General features: G+C 69.4%; 16 protein-coding genes. 4 read left to right on the forward strand and 12 right to left on the reverse strand.

Features of this window, described 5'->3' with window-relative positions:
• Positions 1–22 precede the first annotated feature (22 nt).
• Genes E4A53_RS09295 through E4A53_RS09310 form a run of 4 tightly spaced genes read right to left on the reverse strand, consistent with a single transcriptional unit; the run spans position 23 to position 4,677 of the window.
• A complete protein-coding gene (locus E4A53_RS09295; protein ID WP_136162823.1) occupies positions 23–1,234 on the reverse strand; it encodes an ABC transporter permease in 1,212 nt (403 codons plus the stop codon).
• Positions 1,234–1,950, reverse strand: a complete 717-nt coding sequence (locus E4A53_RS09300) for an ABC transporter ATP-binding protein (RefSeq protein ID WP_136162824.1) — start codon at positions 1,948–1,950, stop codon at positions 1,234–1,236. The genes E4A53_RS09295 and E4A53_RS09300 overlap by 1 nt, the downstream gene beginning before the upstream one ends.
• Positions 1,943–3,289, reverse strand: a complete 1,347-nt coding sequence (locus E4A53_RS09305; protein WP_239018225.1) for an efflux RND transporter periplasmic adaptor subunit — start codon at positions 3,287–3,289, stop codon at positions 1,943–1,945. The genes E4A53_RS09300 and E4A53_RS09305 overlap by 8 nt, the downstream gene beginning before the upstream one ends.
• Positions 3,286–4,677, reverse strand: a complete 1,392-nt coding sequence (locus E4A53_RS09310; protein WP_136162825.1) for an efflux transporter outer membrane subunit — start codon at positions 4,675–4,677, stop codon at positions 3,286–3,288. Before E4A53_RS09310 ends, E4A53_RS09305 begins: the two co-directional genes overlap by 4 nt.
• A gap of 227 nt (positions 4,678–4,904) precedes the next feature.
• On the opposite strand from E4A53_RS09310, the gene E4A53_RS09315 reads away from it, so the two are divergent.
• From E4A53_RS09315 to E4A53_RS09325, 3 genes are read left to right on the forward strand one after another with little or no spacing between them, the layout of a single operon-like run.
• Entirely contained in the window at positions 4,905–6,305 is a 1,401-nt protein-coding gene (locus tag E4A53_RS09315; protein ID WP_136162826.1) for a cytochrome ubiquinol oxidase subunit I, read from the forward strand.
• Complete coding sequence (cydB, locus tag E4A53_RS09320; protein ID WP_136162827.1) at positions 6,305–7,300, forward strand: cytochrome d ubiquinol oxidase subunit II; 996 nt, start codon at positions 6,305–6,307, stop codon at positions 7,298–7,300. Before E4A53_RS09315 ends, cydB begins: the two co-directional genes overlap by 1 nt.
• A complete protein-coding gene (locus E4A53_RS09325; protein ID WP_136162828.1) occupies positions 7,300–7,425 on the forward strand; it encodes a DUF2474 family protein in 126 nt (41 codons plus the stop codon). Before cydB ends, E4A53_RS09325 begins: the two co-directional genes overlap by 1 nt.
• 64 nt (positions 7,426–7,489) lie before the next feature.
• Here E4A53_RS09325 and E4A53_RS09330 read toward each other — a convergent pair whose 3' ends face one another.
• The 8 genes from E4A53_RS09330 to E4A53_RS09365 form a co-directional block, all read right to left on the reverse strand.
• Entirely contained in the window at positions 7,490–7,753 is a 264-nt protein-coding gene (locus E4A53_RS09330; RefSeq protein WP_136162829.1) for a hypothetical protein, read from the reverse strand.
• 256 nt (positions 7,754–8,009) lie between these two features.
• Positions 8,010–10,067: an acetyl-CoA carboxylase biotin carboxylase subunit gene (locus E4A53_RS09335; RefSeq protein WP_136162830.1), complete on the reverse strand. Its 2,058-nt coding sequence runs from the start codon at positions 10,065–10,067 to the stop codon at positions 8,010–8,012.
• Between the two features lie 2 nt (positions 10,068–10,069).
• Positions 10,070–11,068, reverse strand: coding sequence for a biotin synthase BioB (gene bioB / locus E4A53_RS09340; RefSeq protein ID WP_136162831.1), 999 nt, complete (start codon positions 11,066–11,068; stop codon positions 10,070–10,072).
• Positions 11,065–13,212, reverse strand: coding sequence for a methylmalonyl-CoA mutase (gene scpA, locus E4A53_RS09345; RefSeq protein ID WP_136162832.1), 2,148 nt, complete (start codon positions 13,210–13,212; stop codon positions 11,065–11,067). Before scpA ends, bioB begins: the two co-directional genes overlap by 4 nt.
• Before the next feature lies 1 nt (position 13,213).
• A complete protein-coding gene (locus tag E4A53_RS09350) occupies positions 13,214–14,002 on the reverse strand; it encodes an enoyl-CoA hydratase-related protein (protein ID WP_136162833.1) in 789 nt (262 codons plus the stop codon).
• Positions 14,003–14,075: 73 nt separating this feature from the next.
• Positions 14,076–14,489 (reverse strand): methylmalonyl-CoA epimerase, encoded by a 414-nt coding sequence (gene mce / locus E4A53_RS09355; RefSeq protein ID WP_136162834.1) that lies wholly within the window; start codon positions 14,487–14,489, stop codon positions 14,076–14,078.
• Positions 14,490–14,591: 102 nt separating this feature from the next.
• Complete coding sequence (locus E4A53_RS09360; RefSeq protein ID WP_239018226.1) at positions 14,592–14,861, reverse strand: GIY-YIG nuclease family protein; 270 nt, start codon at positions 14,859–14,861, stop codon at positions 14,592–14,594.
• A gap of 302 nt (positions 14,862–15,163) precedes the next feature.
• Positions 15,164–16,696, reverse strand: a complete 1,533-nt coding sequence (locus E4A53_RS09365; RefSeq protein ID WP_136162836.1) for an acyl-CoA carboxylase subunit beta — start codon at positions 16,694–16,696, stop codon at positions 15,164–15,166.
• 99 nt (positions 16,697–16,795) lie between these two features.
• Between E4A53_RS09365 and E4A53_RS09370 the strand changes: the two genes are divergently transcribed.
• Complete coding sequence (locus E4A53_RS09370; protein WP_239018227.1) at positions 16,796–18,211, forward strand: helix-turn-helix domain-containing protein; 1,416 nt, start codon at positions 16,796–16,798, stop codon at positions 18,209–18,211.
• Positions 18,212–18,250: the final 39 nt, after the last annotated feature.

Raw genomic sequence — 18,250 nt, forward strand, 5'->3', positions numbered from 1 at the left:
CTGGAGGGTGGCGCCGCCTCACCTATTCGTGCCGCAGCGCCTCGATCGGGTTCAGCGCCGCCGCCCGCCGCGCCGGGAAATAGCCGAACACCACGCCGATCAGCGCCGAAAAGACGAAGGCGACGATATTGATCGCCGGGTCGAAGACGAACGGCACGCCCAGCACTGGCGCCAGCGATATCGTCGCGACGAAGGCGATGATGATGCCGATCACCCCGCCCAGGCAGGCCAGCGCCACCGCCTCGACCAGGAACTGCAACAGCACTTCGTGGCCCAGCGCGCCGATCGCCAGGCGGATGCCGATCTCGCGGGTCCGCTCGGTCACCGACACCAGCATGATGTTCATGATGCCGATGCCGCCGACGATCAGGCTGACCGCCGCCACCGCGCCGAGCAGCCCGGTCAGCACCTTGGTCGATCCGGACACCGCGTCGGAAATCTGCTTGGTGTCGAGCACGTTGAAATTGGCGGGGGTGCCCGGCGTCAGGTGCCGCCGCTCGCGCAGCAGCGATTCGAGCGATGCCTGCACGCTGGCGGTGTCGTAGCCGTCGTCGACCGCGACCATGATCGCGCGGATGTCGCGGTTGCCGGTGAAGCGGCGCTGCACCGTCTTGATCGGCATCACCACGACATCGTCCTGGTCGTTGCCGAAGCCGCCCTGTCCCCGCGTCGCCAGCACGCCGATCACCTCGCAGCTGATGTCCTTGACGCGGAAACGCTGGCCGATCGGGTCGACGCCCTGGAATAGGTTGGCGACGATGGTGTTGCCGATGACGCACACCGCCTTGCCGGCGCTTTCCTCCGCCGCGCTGAACAGCCGGCCGGAGGCCAGCGTCCAGTTCTGGGCGACGAAATAGTCGTTGGTCGTGCCGTTGATGCTGGTCGACCAGTTCTGGGCGTTGCGAACGGCGACGGCCGTGGCCTGCGCCTGCCCGGCAACCGCCTTCACCCCGCCGATCTGGTCGCGGATCGCGTCGAGGTCGGCCATCACGAACGGCGGCGGCGCCTCGCCGGAGCCGCCGCCCCGGCCGAAGCCCTGGCCCGGCCGCACCATCAGGATGTTGGAGCCGAGCGAGGATATCTGCTCCTTCACCGCCGCGGTCGCGCCGTTGCCCAGCGTCACCATCGTCACCACCGCCGCCACGCCGATGACGATGCCGAGGATGGTCAGGAACGACCGCAGCAGGTGGCGGCGGATCTCACGCAGCGCCAGGATCAGCGTGGTGCCCAGCATCAGGCGGGCACCCCGCTGCCGGCGACATGGCGCTGATCGATCCGCTCGACCAGCCCGTCCTTGAAATGGACGATGGTGTGGGCGAAATCGGCCATCTCCGGCTCATGGGTGACCATGATGACGGTGATCCCGCGCTTGACGTTCAGTTCGGTCAGCAATTCCATGATCTCGATCGATCTTTCGCTGTCCAGGTTGCCGGTCGGTTCGTCCGCCAGCAGCACGTCGGGGCTGGTGACGATCGCGCGGGCGATCGCGACGCGCTGCTGCTGCCCGCCGGACAGCTCCGCCGGGCTGTGCCCGGCCCACGGTGCCAGCCCGACCTGGTCGAGCGCGGCCATCGCGATCGCGTGGCGCGCCTGCTTGTCCTCGCCGCGGTAGAGCAGCGGCAGCTCGACATTCTCCAGAGCCGAGGTCCGCGCCAGCAGGTTGAACCCCTGGAACACGAAGCCGAGATAGCGGCGGCGCAGCAGCGCGCGCTGGTCGCGATCGAGGCTTTCGACGCGGACGTCGCGAAACCAGAACCGCCCGCTGGTCGGCACGTCGAGGCAGCCGAGGATGTTCATCGTCGTCGACTTGCCGGAACCGGACGCGCCCATCACCGCGACGAAATCGCCGCGCTCGACGGTCAGGTCGACGCCCTTCAGCGCCTGGAACGCGGTCGGCCCGCTGCCGAAAGTCTTGGTGATCCGGTCCAGGCGGATGATCGGCTCAGCCATCCGCGCGCGCCCGCTGGCCGACGATCACCTTGCTGCCCGGCTTCAGCCCACCGCCGGTCACTTCGGTGCGGCTGCCGTCGGTCGCGCCGACCACCACCTCCACCGCCTGCGGCTTGCCGTCGGCGCCGACGACATAGAGCGCCCGGCGGCTGCCGGCGCCGATCGTCACCTCGCGGCTGTTGCCGCCGCCGCGCCGCATCCGCGGGCCGGGGGTGATCGACTTGACCAGGCTGCTCTGCCCGCCCTGCTGCCCGCGCCCCGCCTGCTCGGGCGAGAAGCGCAGCGCCGCGTTCGGCACCAGCAGCACATTCTCGCGCTTCTGCACCGCGATGTCGGCGGTCGCGGTCATCCCCGGGCGCAGCGCCTCGTCCGGGTTGGCGACACTCAATATCGCGTTGTAGGCGACGACGGAGGACGCCGACGCGGCGGTGCTGCTCGCGCTGGAGGAGGACGACACCGTCGCCGAATTATTGGCGCCGACGTCGACGCGGGTGATCCGCGCCGGGAAGCTGCGGCCCGGATAGGCGTCGACGGTGAAGCTCGCCTCCTGCCCGGCCTTCACCTGGCCGACATCGGCCTCGTCGATCGCCACCTGCAGCTTCATCGACGTCAGGTCCTGCGCGATGACGAACAGCGTCGGGGTGTTGAACGACGACGCGACCGTCTGCCCCGGCTCGATCTGGCGGGCGAGCACGACGCCCGACACCGGCGAGACGATCGTCGCGCGGCGCCGCTGGGTGGTGTCGGAACTGACCTGGGCGCGCGCCGACACGACATTGGCCTCGGCGGCGCGCAGATTGGCCAACGCGCGCTGCACCGTCGCCTGCTGGGTCGCCATCTCGGTCTTGGCCGGCACCCGCCCGCCCGACAGGCGGGACACTTCCTCAAGCCGGGCAAGCTGCGCCTTCGCCTCGGCCACGCTCGCCTGGTTCTGGGCGACGGTCGCCTGCGCGGCGCTGAGCGCCGCCTGCGACCGGACGATCGCGTCGTTGAACGTCGCCGGGTCGATCTCGGCCAGCCGCTGGCCGGCGGTCACGCGGGCGTTGACGTCGACATAGACCTTGATGACCTGGCCGGAAAGCTGGGCGCCGACGTCGACCTGGTTCTGCGGCTGCAGCTTGCCGGTCGCCGATACGGTCACCGCCAGCGTGCCCTTGCGCGCCTCCTGCGTCGCATATTCCGTCTTGGTCTCGCCGCCGAACCGCCAGACGAGCAGCAGCACCAGCAGCAGGATGCCGCCGCCGGCGATCCATTTCAGCCAGCGTTTCCAAGGTGCCGGCTCCGGCGTGCCGAGAAACTCGTCGAGGTTGGTCTGGGGTTCGGCTGCGGATGCCATCATGATCCCTCATTGGACAGGTCGGTCGGCTGCCATCCGCCGCCGAGCGCCAGGTAAAGCTGAACCAGCGCGTTCGCCGCGTCGGCCTTCGCCTGATTGTAACCGTCACGGGCGCCGAGCAGCGAACGCTCGGCATCGAGCAGCGTCTGGAAATCGGTCAGCCCGGCCCGGTACTGGCTACGCGCCAGCAGCGCGGCGTTGGTCGACGCGTCGAGCGAGATCGCGATCTGCGCCGCCCGCTCGCGCGCCGCCCGCAACGCGACCAGCCCGTTCTCGACATCCTCCAGCGCGGTCAGCACCGTCGCCTTGTAGGCGGCGAAGGCGCCGTCGGCCGCCTCCTCCTGCGCCCGCGCCGCCGCCTGCCGGCGGCCGCCGTCGAACAGGATCTGCGACAGGCTGGTGAACAGCCCGCCGGTGACCACGTCACCCAGCCCGCCGAAGCGCAGCGCCGACGTGCCGACATTGCCGCTGATGCCGAGGCCGGGGAGCAGCGCCGCCCGCGCCACGCCGATCCGCGCGGTCGCGGCGGCCAGGGCGCGTTCGGCGCCGCGCACGTCCGGGCGCTGGCGCAGCGTATCGGCGGGGATGCCGGCGGCAACCGCCTCCGGCCCCTCGGGTATCGCGCCGGGCGGCGTCAGCCGGTCGGTCACCGCGCCGGGCGCCTGCCCGGTCAGCACCGCCAGCCGGTTGGCGGCGGCGGCAAGGCTCTGCTCCAGCCCGGGGATCGACGCGGCGGTCGACGCCCGCTGCTGACGCGCCTGCTCCTGGTCGAGCGAGGAGACCAGCCCCGCCTGCACCCGGAAGCCGGCGATCTCCAGATTGTCGTCCTGGGTGACCAGCGTGTCGCGGGCGATGGCGAGGCTCGCCTGCGCCTGCCGCGCCAGCACATAATTGCGCGCCACCTCGCCGGCGATCGCGGTCCGCACCGCCGCAAGGTCGTAGGCGCTGGCTTCGCTGTCCGCCCGCGCCGCCTCGACCGATCGCCGCACGCCGCCGAACAGGTCGACCTGCCACGCCGCATCGGCGCCCAGCGACAGGCGGTTGCTGTTCGGCCCGCTATTGTCGAAATTGCGCCCCGCCCCGGCCGAGGCGTCGAGCGACGGCAGCAGGCCGGCGCGGGTCTGGACCAGCGCCTCGCGCGCCTGCCGCAGCCGCGCCTCGCCCTGCGCGATGTCCAGGTTGCCGGCCAGCGCCTGGTCGACCAGCCCGGTCAGGACGGGGTCGCCGAACACCGCCCACCATTGCGTCAGGTCGGCGGGCGCGCCGGCCGGTGCCGGTGCCTGATAGGCATCGGGCACGCCCAGCGCCGCCGGCTGTGGTCGCGCATAATCCGGCCCGGCCGCGCAACCGGCCAGCAGCACCGGAAGCAGCAGCCAGCACGGTTTCGGCATCGATCGTTTTGGCAAGGGCATCGGGCCTCGTGACGTGAAAGCGGCTTCTGCCGGGCGGCGGCTGCACGCAGCATGAACGCCTGCGTTATGATCCGGTTGCGCGGCGCGGCGCGGTGCATGCCGAGATTGCAACCGCCCGCCACTGGAGTCCGCCGCCCGATCGGCCTATGAAGACGGGCCAAGTCGATCGCCCTCGAACCACCCGGCCGTGCCGGAGGAGCGCAGGAATGACAGACGCGGACATGGCCCTGCTGCTGGCGCGCGCGCAATTCGCGTTCACCGTCAGCTTTCACTTCATCTTCCCCAGCTTCACCATCGGCCTGGCGAGCTATCTCGCGGTGCTGGAGGGGCTGTGGCTGAAAACCGGCAAGGGCGTCTACGCCAACCTCTACCGCTACTGGGTGAAGATCTTCTCGATCGTCTTCGCGATGGGCGTCGTCTCCGGCATCGTCATGTCCTACCAGTTCGGCACCAACTGGTCGGTGTTCTCGGACAAGGCGGGGGCGGTGATCGGCCCGCTAATGGCCTATGAGGTGCTGACCGCCTTCTTCCTGGAGGCGGGGTTTCTCGGCGTCATGCTGTTCGGCATCAACAAGGTCGGCAAGGGCCTGCACTTCACCGCCACCTGCATGGTGGCGATCGGCACCTTCTTCTCCGCCTTCTGGATCCTGTCGGCGAATAGCTGGATGCAGACGCCGACCGGCTACGCGGTCAATGCCGCCGGCCAGTTCGTGCCCGGCGGAAGCTGGGCGGCGATCGTCTTCAACCCCAGCTTCCCCTACCGCCTCGCCCACACCGTCATCGCATCCTACCTGACGACGGCGCTGGCGGTCGGCGCGGTCGGCGCCTGGCACCTGCTCAAGGATCGCACCAACCCCGGCGCCCGCAAAATGTTCTCGATGGCGATGTGGATGGCGGCGCTGGTCACCCCGGTGCAGATCTTCGCCGGCGACCTGCACGGCCTCAACACGCTGGAGCATCAGCCGCAGAAGGTGATGGCGATGGAGGGCCATTACCAAAGCCACCCGCATGGCGCGCCGCTGATCCTGTTCGGCATTCCCGACAGCGCCGAACAGCGCGTCGATTACGCCGTCTCGGTGCCGAAACTGTCGTCGCTGATCCTGAAGCACGATCCCGATGCGCCGCTCGCCGGGCTGGATACGGTGCCGCCGGACGAGCAGCCGCCGGTCGGCATCGTGTTCTGGTCATTCCGGATCATGGTCGGCCTCGGCATGCTGATGCTGGCGCTCGGGCTGTTCAGCCTCGTCGCCCGCGCCCGGCGCGGCCTCTACGACTGGCCGCTGCTCCACCGCTTCGCGCTGCTGATGGGTCCCAGCGGCTTCGTCGCGGTCATCGCCGGCTGGGTGACGACGGAGGTCGGGCGCCAGCCCTACACCGTCTATGGCCTGCTGCGTACCGCCGACTCGGTGGCGCCGCTCGGCGCCCCGGCGGTCGCCGCCTCGCTCGCCGCCTTCGTCGTCGTCTATTTCGCGGTGTTCGGCTTCGGCATCTGGTACATATTGAAGCTGATGGCCAGGCCGCCGCATCCGGGCGAGCCAGTGCCCGGCCACGCGCCGATCCGTTCCGCCGGCATCACCCCGGCGCAGGCGCTGGAAGGAGGCCGCTGATGGACCTGACCGTCATCTGGGCGTTCGTCATCGCCTTTGCCGTCGGCTTCTACGTCATCGCCGACGGCTTCGACCTCGGCATCGGCCTGCTGTTCCCGCGCTTCCCGGTCGGGCCGGAACGCGACGCGGCGATGAACGCGATCGCGCCGGTGTGGGACGGCAACGAAACCTGGCTGGTGCTCGGCGGCGGCGGCCTGATGGCGGCGTTCCCGCTCGCCTACGCCATCGTCCTGCCCGCGCTCTACGCGCCGATCGTCGCGATGCTGCTCGGTCTGATCTTCCGGGGCGTCGCCTTCGAATTCCGCTGGCGCGACCCGGCTCACCGCCGGGCGTGGGATTTCGGCTTCACCGCCGGCTCATTCGTCGCCGCCTTCGCGCAAGGGGTGACGCTCGGCGCGCTGCTCCAGGGCATCGCCGTCGCCGACCGCGCCTATGCCGGCGGCTGGTGGGACTGGCTGACCCCGTTCAGCCTGCTGACCGGCGCCAGCCTGTGCGTCGGCTACGCGCTGCTCGGCGCCGGCTGGCTGATCGCCAAGACCGAAGGGGAAACGCGCGCCATCGCCCGCCGTGCCGGCCGGCCGCTGCTCGCCCTGTTCCTCCTCGCCCTCGCCACGGTCAGCCTGGCGACGCCGTTCCTGGAGGGGCAATACTGGCAGCGCTGGTTCGTCTCGCCGGGCCTGTTCGTCACTGTCCCGATGCCGCTTCTCGTCGCCGCCCTCGCCGCGCTGCTCTGGCGCAGCCTCGGCCACGATAATGATGCCCACCCGTTCTTCTACGCGCTCGGCCTGTTCGGGCTGACCCTTGTCGGCCTCGGCATCTCGATCTGGCCGGACGTCATCCCCGGCCGGGTGACAATCTGGGAAGCGGCGGCGCCGCACAGCAGCCAGAGCTTCATGTTGATAGGCGCGATCATCACCGTGCCGCTGATCCTCGCCTACACCGGCTGGTCCTACTGGGTGTTTCGCGGCAAGGTCGGCGGCGAGGGCTATCATTGATGCTGGAGCAGACCGGCAACCCCGGCCCGTGGTGGAAACGCCTGCTGTGGCTGGCGGCACTGTGGTTGGCCGGCGTCGCCGCGGTCGGCGCGCTCGCCTGGCTGCTGCGCCTGTGGATTACGTGAAACAAAGCCGCGCCGGTCCGCTTCCACCCCGAAGCGGACCGGCGCGGTACCGTCGGCGCGCCCGTCAGTAGCAGACGCGCACCCGATGGCGGTGGCGCCATTCCCAGCGGCAATGCGGCCGGTAATAGGCGCCGCGATGGCGATAGTATTTCCGCTTCTTGTGCCATTTGCGCGGGCGGTCGTAACGCGGCCGGTATCGGTCGCGATAGCCGTCGTAATACCCGTTGTAATGGTTGCTGTAATAGCCACGGGGGCGGGCCTCGGCGGGTGCCGAAATGGCAAGCGACGCGACGACACCGGCCGCGGCCAGCGCGGCGAGCAGTTTCATGACATCCTCCTGTCGACTCTGACTGCGAGGATGATGCTAACCCGCCGAAGCTGAACCGCCTCTGTGCCCGCCGTTCATCTGTGGTCAGGCAAAAACCGCCCCCGTCATTGCGAGCCGCGCGGCGGCGCGGCGTTCCTCGTAGGCGGCGCCCGCCCACGTCCCCAACCCGGCCTCCCATTTCAGGATACGATCGTTGGGTGGCCGGGTGCGGGCGTGGCCAGGCGCCGGACCTGATCCAGCAAAGCTGGATCCGACCCTACGCCATCTCCAGGATCACCGCGTCCACCGCCAGGCTGTCGCCGGGGGCGGCGTTGACCGCCTTCACCACCCCGGCCTTCCCGGCGCGCAGGATGTTCTCCATCTTCATCGCCTCGACCACCGCCAGCGGCTGCCCGGCCTCGACCGAATCGCCGGCCTCGACGTGCAGCGCGATCAGCAGGCCCGGCATCGGGCACAGCAGGAACTTCGACAGGTCGGGCGGGATCTTCTCGATCATGTGGCGGGCGAGCGGCGCGACATGGCCGGGCAGCACCCGCGCGCCGTGGCTGGCGCCGCGCGTCGTCAGCCGCCAGCCGCCACGCGTCGGGGCGATCCGCACCGCCAGCGGCACACCGTCGATCTCCGCCTCGACGATGCGGTCGCCCGGCGTATATTCCATCGCCAGCGCCAGCGGGGCGCCGTCAACGGTGATCGCGTCGCCGGCGATTTCAACCGTCCGGGTCACGCCGCCGATCGTCACCGCCCAGCTGCCCGGCGGCGGCAGGCGGCGGCCGAGCTGGCCGTCGATCCGCCGCGCCCGGTCGGCCTCGGCGGTGGCGACGAAGGCGGCGATCGCGGACAGCCGGCCCAGCAACGCGGCGTCGGCCGGCGCCCCGGCGAAGCCGTCGGGATATTCCTCGGCGATGAAACCGGTGGTCAGTTGCCCGGCGCGGAAGCGCGGATGCTGCATCAGCGCCGACAGGAAATCGATATTATGCCCCGGCCCGTCGATCTCGAAGCGGTCGAGCGCGGCGACCTGAAGGTCGGCCGCCTCATCGCGGGTCGCGCCGTGGGTAATCAGCTTGGCGATCATCGGGTCGTACCAGATCGACACTTCGCCGCCCTCGGCGACGCCGTCGTCGACCCGCACATACCCCCCGCTGCCGCCGTCGTCGTTTCCGGTCTCACCCCCATCCCCGTCCGTGTCGAGCGAAGGCGAGACACCCGCCTGCGACACCACCGGCGGCACATAGCGCACCAGCCGGCCGGTTGACGGCAGGAAACCACGATACGGGTCCTCGGCATAGACCCGGCTTTCGATCGCCCAGCCGTCGATGCCGACATCGTCCTGGGTGAAGCCCAGCTTTTCGCCCGCCGCGACCCGGATCATCTGCTCGACCAGGTCGAGGCCGGTGATCGCCTCGGTCACCGGGTGCTCGACCTGCAGCCGGGTGTTCATCTCCAGGAAGTAGAAGCTCTCGCCGGTCGGGTCGGCGCCGGACACGATCAGCTCGACGGTGCCGGCGCTGTAATAGCCGACCGCCCTGGCCAGCGCGACGCACTGCTCGCCCATCGCCTGGCGCATCTTCGGGGTGACGAACGGCGACGGCGCTTCCTCGACCACTTTCTGGTGCCGGCGCTGGATCGAACATTCGCGCTCGTTCAGATAGACGATATTGCCGTGCTGGTCGCCGAGGATCTGGATCTCGATATGGCGCGGGCTCTCGATGAATTTCTCGATGAACACCCGGTCGTCGCCAAAGCTGGCCAGCCCCTCGCGCTTGGTCGCCTCGAAGCCCTCGCGCACGTCCTGCTCGGACCAGGCGAGCCGCATGCCCTTGCCGCCGCCGCCGGCCGACGCTTTCATCATCACCGGATAGCCGATCTCGCCGGCGATGCGGACCGCCGCCTCGGTATCGGCGATATCGCCCAGATAGCCGGGGACGACGTTGACCCCCGCCGCCTTGGCCAGTTTCTTCGACTCGATCTTGTCGCCCATCGCCGCGATCGCGTTCGGCGGCGGCCCGATGAAGGCGATGCCTGCCGCGGCGAGCGCCTCGGCAAAGCTGGTCCGTTCCGACAGGAAGCCGTAGCCGGGGTGGACGGCATCCGCGCCCGTCGCCTTGCACGCGGCGATGATCGCATCGGCGAGCAGATAACTCTCCGCTGCCGCCGGCGGGCCCAGCCGGACGCTCTCGTCGGCCAGCAACACGTGCGGGCTGCGCGCATCGGCATCGGAATAGACCGCGACGGTCGCGATCCCCATCCGCTTCGCGGTGCGGATCACCCGGCAGGCGATCTCACCCCGGTTTGCAATCAGGACTTTCTTGAACATTCTCACTCCGCCGCCTCGCACACTCGCGCCGGCTCCTCGCCGGCCAGCGGCGCCAGCCCCAGCTTCTCGAACAGCGCGGCGTCGGCGCTGTCGCCGCGGTTGCCGGTGGTCAGCAGCTTGTCGCCGGTGAAGATGCTGTTCGCCCCCGCCATGAAGCACAAAGCCTGCACCGCCTCGGACATGCTCTCGCGCCCGGCGGACAGCCGCACCATGCTTTTCGGCATGGTGATCCGCGCCGCCGCCACGGTGCGGACGAACTCGATGTCATCGATCCGGGCGAGCGGTGTGTCGGCCAGCATGTCGCCCAGCACCGTGCCCTTGACCGGCACCAGCGCGTTCACCGGCACACTTTCCGGATGGCGCGGCAGCGTCGCCAGCGCGTGGACGAAGCCGACCCGGTCGGCCCGCGTCTCGCCCATGCCGACGATGCCGCCGCAGCACACGTTGATCCCCGCCGCGCGCACCTGCTCCAGCGTGTCGAGCCGGTCCTGAAAGGTCCGCGTGGTGATGACGTTGCCGTAATTCTCCGGCGAGGTGTCGATATTGTGGTTGTAATAATCCAGCCCGGCGTCAGCCAGCCGCCGCGCCTGATCGCCGCTCAGCATGCCCAGCGTCATGCAGGTTTCCATGCCCATGCCCCGCACGCCCTCGACCATCCGGACGATCGCATCCATGTCGCGGTCCTTGGGGTTGCGCCACGCCGCGCCCATGCAGAAGCGCTGCGATCCTGCCGCCTTGGCCTCGGCGGCGCTGGCCAGCACCGCGTCGACGTCCATCAGCTTTTCCGCCTTCAGCCCGGTTTCGGCATGCGCGGATTGCGAGCAATAGCCGCAATCCTCCGGGCAGCCACCAGTCTTGATCGACAGCAAGGTGCACAGCTGCACCTCCCCCGGCGCATGCCATTCGCGGTGCACCGCCTGCGCCCGCCACATCAGCTCGCCGAACGGCAAAACGAACAGCGCGGCGACCTCGTCGCGGCTCCAGTCGGTACGAACGGTCATTCGGTGGATTCTCCCTGCCCTTCCGGCGGCATGTTGTGGCCGAGCAGGCGCAGCACATCCTCCGCGCTCTCGATCACATTCGTGCCTGGCCCATATATACCCGCGACGCCGGCGTTGCGCAGGAATTCATAGTCCTGCGGGGGGATGACGCCGCCCGCCACCACGCGGATGTCCGGACGCCCGGCCTCGCGCAGCAGGCGGATCAGTTCGGGGATCAGCGTCTTGTGCCCGGCGGCCAGGCTGGACGCGCCGACGACGTCGACATCGCGCTCCAGCGCCAGCACCAGCGTCTCCTTCGGCGTCTGGAACAGCGGCCCGCTGACAATGTCGAACCCCATGTCGGCATAGGCGGATGCAATGACGTTGGCGCCGCGGTCGTGCCCGTCCTGGCCCATCTTGGCGATCAGCATCCTGGGCTTGCGCCCGTGCCGCCGTTCGAACGCGTCGATCGCGTCGACAATGCGCGCCCAGCGCCCGTCGCCCTGATAGGCGCCGCCATAGACGCCCTTGACCGGGGTCGGCACGGTCGCGTGGCGGCCGAATACATCTTCCATCGCCTGCGAAATCTCGCCCAGCGTCGCCCGCACCCGCGCCGCCGCCACCGCCAGCGCCAGCAGGTTGCCGTCGCCCGCCGCCCCGGCGCGCAGCGCGTCGAGCGCCGCCGCGCACGCCGCCGCGTCGCGCATCGCCCGCACCTGTTCGATCCGGGCGATCTGGCCGGCGCGCACCGCGACATTGTCGACGTCGAGGATGTCGATGGTATCCTCGTCGGCCAGCCGGTACTTGTTGACGCCGACGATCACCGCCTCGCCCCGGTCGACGCGGGCCTGGCTGGCGGCGGCGGCCTCCTCGATCATCGCCTTGGGCCAGCCGGCGGCGACCGCCCTGGCCATGCCGCCTTCCGCCTCGACCCGTTCGATGATCGCCCAAGCCTCGTCATACAGGGCCTGGGTCAGCGCCTCGACGTAATAGGAGCCGCCGAGCGGATCGACGACCCTGGTGATGCCGGTTTCCTCCTGCAGCACGATCTGGGTGTTGCGGGCGATGCGGGCGGAAAAATCGGTCGGCAGCGCGATCGCCTCGTCGAGCGCGTTGGTGTGGAGCGACTGGGTGCCGCCCAGCGCCGCCGCCATCGCCTCCACCGTGGTGCGGATGACGTTGTTGTACGGGTCCTGCTCGGTCAGCGACACGCCCGATGTCTGGCAATGGGTGCGCAGCATCTTCGATCGCTCGCTCTGCGCGCCTAGGTCGGTCATCACCCGGTGCCACAGCTTGCGCGCGGCGCGCAGCTTGGCCACCTCCATGAAGAAATTCATGCCGATCGCGAAGAAGAAGGACAGCCGGCCGGCAAACGCGTCGATGTCCAGCCCGGACGTCATCGCCGCCTGCGCATATTCGCGCCCGTCGGCAATGGTGAAGGCCAGCTCCTGCACCTGCGTCGCCCCGGCTTCCTGCATATGGTAGCCGGAAATCGATATGCTGTTGAATTTCGGCATGTTCGCGGACGTGTAGGCAATGATGTCGGATATGATCCGCATCGACGGCCCCGGCGGGTAGATATAGGTGTTGCGGACCATGAACTCCTTCAGGATGTCGTTCTGGATGGTCCCGTCCAGCCGGTCCTGCGCAACCCCCTGCTCCTCGCCGGCGACAATGAAGAAGGCGAGGATCGGGATCACCGCGCCGTTCATCGTCATCGATACCGACATCTCGCCAAGCGGAATGCCGTCGAACAGGATCTTCATGTCCTCGACGCTGTCGATGGCGACGCCGGCCTTGCCGACATCGCCGACAACGCGGGGATGGTCGCTGTCGTAGCCGCGGTGGGTCGCCAGGTCGAAGGCGACGGACAGCCCCTTCTGCCCGGCCGCCAGGTTGCGGCGGTAGAAGGCGTTGGATTCCTCGGCGGTCGAGAAACCGGCGTATTGGCGGATCGTCCACGGCCGCCCGGCGTACATCGACGCGCGCACCCCGCGGGTGAACGGCGCGAAGCCGGGCAGGCCGGGGTCGATACCGGCGATGTCCTCGGCGGTGTAGAGCGGCTTGACCGCAATCCCCTCCGGCGTCTGCCAGGTCAGGGCGCGGCCCTTGACCTCCTTGTCGGCCAGCGCGCGCCAGTCGGCCACCGTCGGCTTGCCGCTCATCTCACTGCCCCTTGAACGCCGCCGGACGCCGGCCGAGGAAGGCGGTGATCCCCTCGACCGCGTCGGCGCTCGTCCCGGCGATGCGCTGGCTGTCGGCCTCGCCGGCCAGCGCGCTCGCATAATCGCCCTCCAGCGCCGCCGCCAGCCCGCGCCGCATCAGCCCCAGCGCCAGCGTCGGCCCCGCCGCCAGCCGCGCCGCCAGCGTCAGCGCCTCCTGCGCCAGCGCCGCGTCGTCGACCGCCTTGTAGATCAGGCCCCAGCTTTCCGCCTGCTCCGCGCCGATCCGCTCGCCGAGCAGCATCATCTGCGCCGCCCGCGCCTTGCCGACCAGCCGGGCGAGCATCCACGACGCGCCGCCGTCCGGCACCAGCCCGACGTTGACGAAGGCCTGCAGGAAATAGGCGGAACGCGCGGCGATCGCGAAATCGGCGGCCAGCGCCAGGCTGCAGCCGATGCCGGCGGCCGGGCCGTTGACCGCCGTCACCACCGGCACCCCCAGCCGCGCGATCTTCAGCAGCGCGGGGTTATAGCTGCGGGTCAGCGCGCGATAGGCGCCCTCGCCGCCGCTGATCGACTGGCTGCCCTCGCGCCCGGTCAGGTCGGCGCCGGAGCAAAAGGCCCGCCCTTCGCCGGTGATCAGCACTGCCCGCGCCCCGTCCAGCCGGTCGAGCGCGTCGCCGATCTCGTCGAACATCGCCGGCGGCGCCGCGTTCAGCCGGTCGGGCCGGTTCAGGGTGATGACCAGCGTGTCGCCCTCGCGGCGGGTCACGATCGTTTCGAAACTCGACATTCGCTTTCCTGCCTTTTCCCGTTCGTCATGCCGGGCCTGACCCGGCATCGCGCGCACTCGCGTGCCTGTCGGCTCAATGCGCCGGCGTCTCCATGATCTCGGTCAGCACCCCGCCCATGTCCTTCGGGTGGACGAAGAACACCGGCGTGCCGTGCGCGCCGATCCGCGGCGCCCCCAGCACCCGCGCGCCCTTGTCCTCGAACCACGCTTTCGCCGCCTGAATGTCGGGCACCTCGAAGCAGACATGATGCTGCCCGCCGAGCGGGTTCTTCTCCAGGAATTTCGCGATCGGCGAATCGGCGCCCAGCGGCTCGATCAGCTCGATCTGGCTGTTCGGCGTGTCGATGAAACACACCTTCACCCCCTGCGCCGGCAGGTCGAACGCCTCGCGCACCACCTCCGCCCCCATCACGGCGCGATAGCGCGCGACACTCTCCACGATCGACGGCGTCGCCACTCCGACATGGTTCAGACGGCCCAGTTTCACCACAATCCTCCCGTCACCGCCACGACCCCGCCTTTCCCGTCATTGCGAGACGCCGCAGGCGACGAAGCAATCCATCCTCAAGCATCCGACACCTCACCAGCCTTAACCGTGGACGATATCCTCATACAAATCTTTCCACCCCGGATTGAGCGCCGCGATCAACGCCAGCTTGCGCGCTCGCGACCCGCCCTTGATCTGCTTCTCGCGCCGGATCGCCGATTCCATGTCCGGCGCCATGTCGTACCAGACCAGCATCTTGCATCCGTACCGCCGGGTGAACCCGCCAGTCACGCCTTCCCGGTGCTGCCAGGCACGCTGCGGCAGGTTCGACGTCACGCCGGTATACAGCACTCCGCCCGGCCGGTTCGCCATGATATACACCGCCGGCCACCGCTCCCGCCCGCCCATCACGCCCCCTATTCCCCCGCGCCCCATCCTTGCGAGGCGTCGCGGGCGACGGAGCATCCGTGCCGGTCGCCCCCCCGCCAGATTGCTTCGCTACGCTCGCAATGACGGAAAAGGGCTGCCGCGGACGCTCAACCGTCACGCGCCTCCATCCCTCAACTCCCGTCATTGCGAGCGTAGCGAAGCAATCCAGAGCGCCGGCGGACATGGGCCGCCCCGCTTGCCCTCGACTCCTCGCAACATCTGCCCGGCACCCGCCGCCCCACCCCTCACAGCGGAATATTGTCGTGCTTCTTCCACGGATTCTCCAGCGCCTTGTTGCGCAGTTTCCGCAGGCCGAGCGCGATGCGGCGGCGGGTCGAATGCGGCATGATCACCTCGTCGATGAAGCCTTTCGACGCGGCGACGAACGGGTTGGCGAAGCGCGCCTCATACTCGTGGGTCCGCTCGGCGATCTTGTCGGCATCGCCGATGTCCTGGCGAAAGATGATCTCGACCGCGCCCTTGGCGCCCATCACCGCGATCTCGGCGGTCGGCCAGGCATAGTTCAGGTCGCCGCGCAGGTGCTTCGACGCCATGACGTCGTAGGCGCCGCCATAGGCCTTGCGGGTGATGACGGTGATCTTCGGCACCGTCGCCTCGGCATAGGCGAACAGCAGCTTGGCGCCGTTCTTGATGATGCCGTTATGCTCCTGGGCGACGCCGGGCAGGAATCCGGGCACGTCGACGAAGGTGACGATCGGGATGTTGAACGCGTCGCAGAAGCGGACGAAGCGCCCCGCCTTCTTCGACGCGGCGATGTCGAGGCAGCCGGCGAGCACCATCGGCTGATTGGCGACGATGCCGACGCTGCGCCCCTCGATCCGGCCGAATCCGGTCAGGATATTGGCGGCGTGGGCGGGCTGGACCTCGAAGAAATCGCCTTCGTCGACGACCTTGCGGATCAGCTCGCCCATGTCATAGGGCTGGTTGGCGCTGGCCGGGATCAGCGTGTCCAGGCTGTCTTCGATCCGGTCCCAGGCGTCCGCAGTCGGCCGCTCCGGCACCGCCTCGCGGTTGGACGCGGGCAGGAAGCCGACGAAGGCGCGGGTGGCGAGCAGCGCCTCGATGTCGTTCTCGAACGCGACGTCGGCGACCCCCGACCGGGTGGTGTGGGTGACGGCGCCGCCTAGCTCCTCTTGCGTCACGACTTCGTTGGTAACCGTCTTGACCACGTCCGGCCCGGTGACGAACATGTAGGAACTGTCCTTCACCATGAAGATGAAGTCGGTCATCGCCGGCGAATAGACCGCGCCGCCGGCGCACGGCCCCATGATCACGCTGATCTGCGGCACCACGCCGGATGCCAGCACGTTCCTCTGGAACACCTCGGCATAGCCGCCGAGCGAGGCCACGCCTTCCTGGATGCGGGCACCGCCCGAATCGTTCAGGCCGATGACCGGGGCGCCGACCTTCATCGCCATGTCCATGATCTTGCAGATCTTCTGCGCGTGCCGCTCGCTCAGCGAGCCGCCGAACACGGTGAAATCCTGCGAGAACACATAGACCAGCCGGCCGTCGATCGTGCCCGATCCGGTGACGACGCCGTCGCCGGGGACGACCTGCGCCGGCATGCCGAAATCGACGCAGTTATGCTCGACATACATGTCGAGCTCCTCGAAGCTGCCTTCGTCGAGCAGCACCTGCACCCGTTCGCGCGCCGTCAGCTTGCCCTTGGCGTGCTGGGCGTCGATGCGTTTCTGCCCGCCGCCGAGCAGCGCCTGCGCACGGCGTTCGGCCAACTGGTCGATAATCGTCTGCATGGCTTCTCCACCCTTCGCCAGCGTGCCTCTTTCCAGCGAAAGCACGGCGTTGCAAATGTGAACTTGCAAAGTTGCGAAGGGTCGATTTGCAAACTATCCTTGCCGGGTTTCGACAGTGAGTTCACCCTGATAACCAAGCAGAGACTCTTCGCCGGCGAACGCCTCCGCGCCATCCGCCGCCGCGCCGGCCTCGGCCAGGCTGCGATGGCCGCCCGCCTCGGCATCTCGGTCAGCTATCTGAGCCAGATCGAGAATGACGATCGCCCGCTGACCTCCGCCGTCCTCGCCGCCCTCGCCCGCCATCATCCGTTCGACCTCGCCGCGATCGAGGCGGACCAGCCGACCCGCCGCTTCGCCGCCGCCCGCGCCGCGCTTGATGATCCGGTGTTCGCCGGCTCCGCCCTCGCTCCCGACGCGCTCGCCCGCATCGTCGAGCAGCAGCCCGCCTTCGCCGACCGCTTCATCGCCCTCCACGCCGCCTACCGCCGCGCCGAGGAACGGCTGCAGATGGTCGACGAGGGGCTGGAGAGCGGCGGCGGCCGCCTGCCGTGGGAAGAGGTGCGCGACTGGTTTCACGAAGCCGGCAACTATGTCGACCTGCTCGACCGGGGCGCCGAGGCACTGGCCGCCCGCCTCGGCGACGGCGACCACGCGCTGCGCGACGCGCTCGCCGAACGCGGCATCGCGGTCGCCGCGACCGACGATCCGGCAACGCTGCGCCGGCTCGACCGCGCCGGCGGCCGTCTCGCCGTCTCCGCCGCGCTGCCGGCGGAGAGCCGCCGCTTCATGCTCGCCCATCAACTGGCGGCGATCGCCTTTGCCGAGCCGATCGCGGCAATCGCCGAAAGCGCGGCGCTGCGCTCGGCAGAGGCCCGGCGGCTGCTCGCCGTCGGCCTCGCCAACTATGCCGCCGGCGCGCTGCTGATGCCCTATGAACGGTTCCGCGCCGCCGCCCGCGCCTTCCGCCACGACATCGACCGGCTGCGCCAGCGTTTCGCGGTCAGCTTCGAACAGGCATGCCACCGCCTGTCGACCCTCCAGCGCCCCGGCGCGCGCGGGGTGCCGATGTTCTTCTGCCGGGTCGACATGGCCGGCAACATCACCAAGCGGCACAGCGCCACCCGCCTGCAGTTCGCCCGTTTCGGCGGCGCCTGCCCGCTCTGGGCGGTGCACGAGGCGGTCGCCATCCCAGACCGGATCATGACCCAGCTTGTCGAAACGCCGGACGGGGTGCGCTACGTCTCAATGGCCAAAGGGCTGGTCAAGGCATCGGGCAGCTTCGCCCGCGCCCCGCGCCGCTACGCCGTCGCGCTGGGCTGCGAGGCGGCGCATGCCCGCGATTTCGTCTATGCCGACGCGATCGATGTCGACGGGCCGGGCGCCGCGACGCCGATCGGCATCTCCTGCCGCCTCTGCCCGCGCCCCGACTGCGACCAGCGCGCCTTCCCGCCCGCCGACCGCGCGATCGCGGTCGATCCGGACATCCGGCGGATCGTGCCCTACCGGCTCGGCTGAAATCCCGGATCGGGCTTGCGTTTCCCTATCGCCGCCGCG

Source organism: Sphingomonas flavalba, assembly GCF_004796535.1.
Lineage (GTDB): Bacteria > Pseudomonadota > Alphaproteobacteria > Sphingomonadales > Sphingomonadaceae > Sphingomonas_L > Sphingomonas_L flavalba.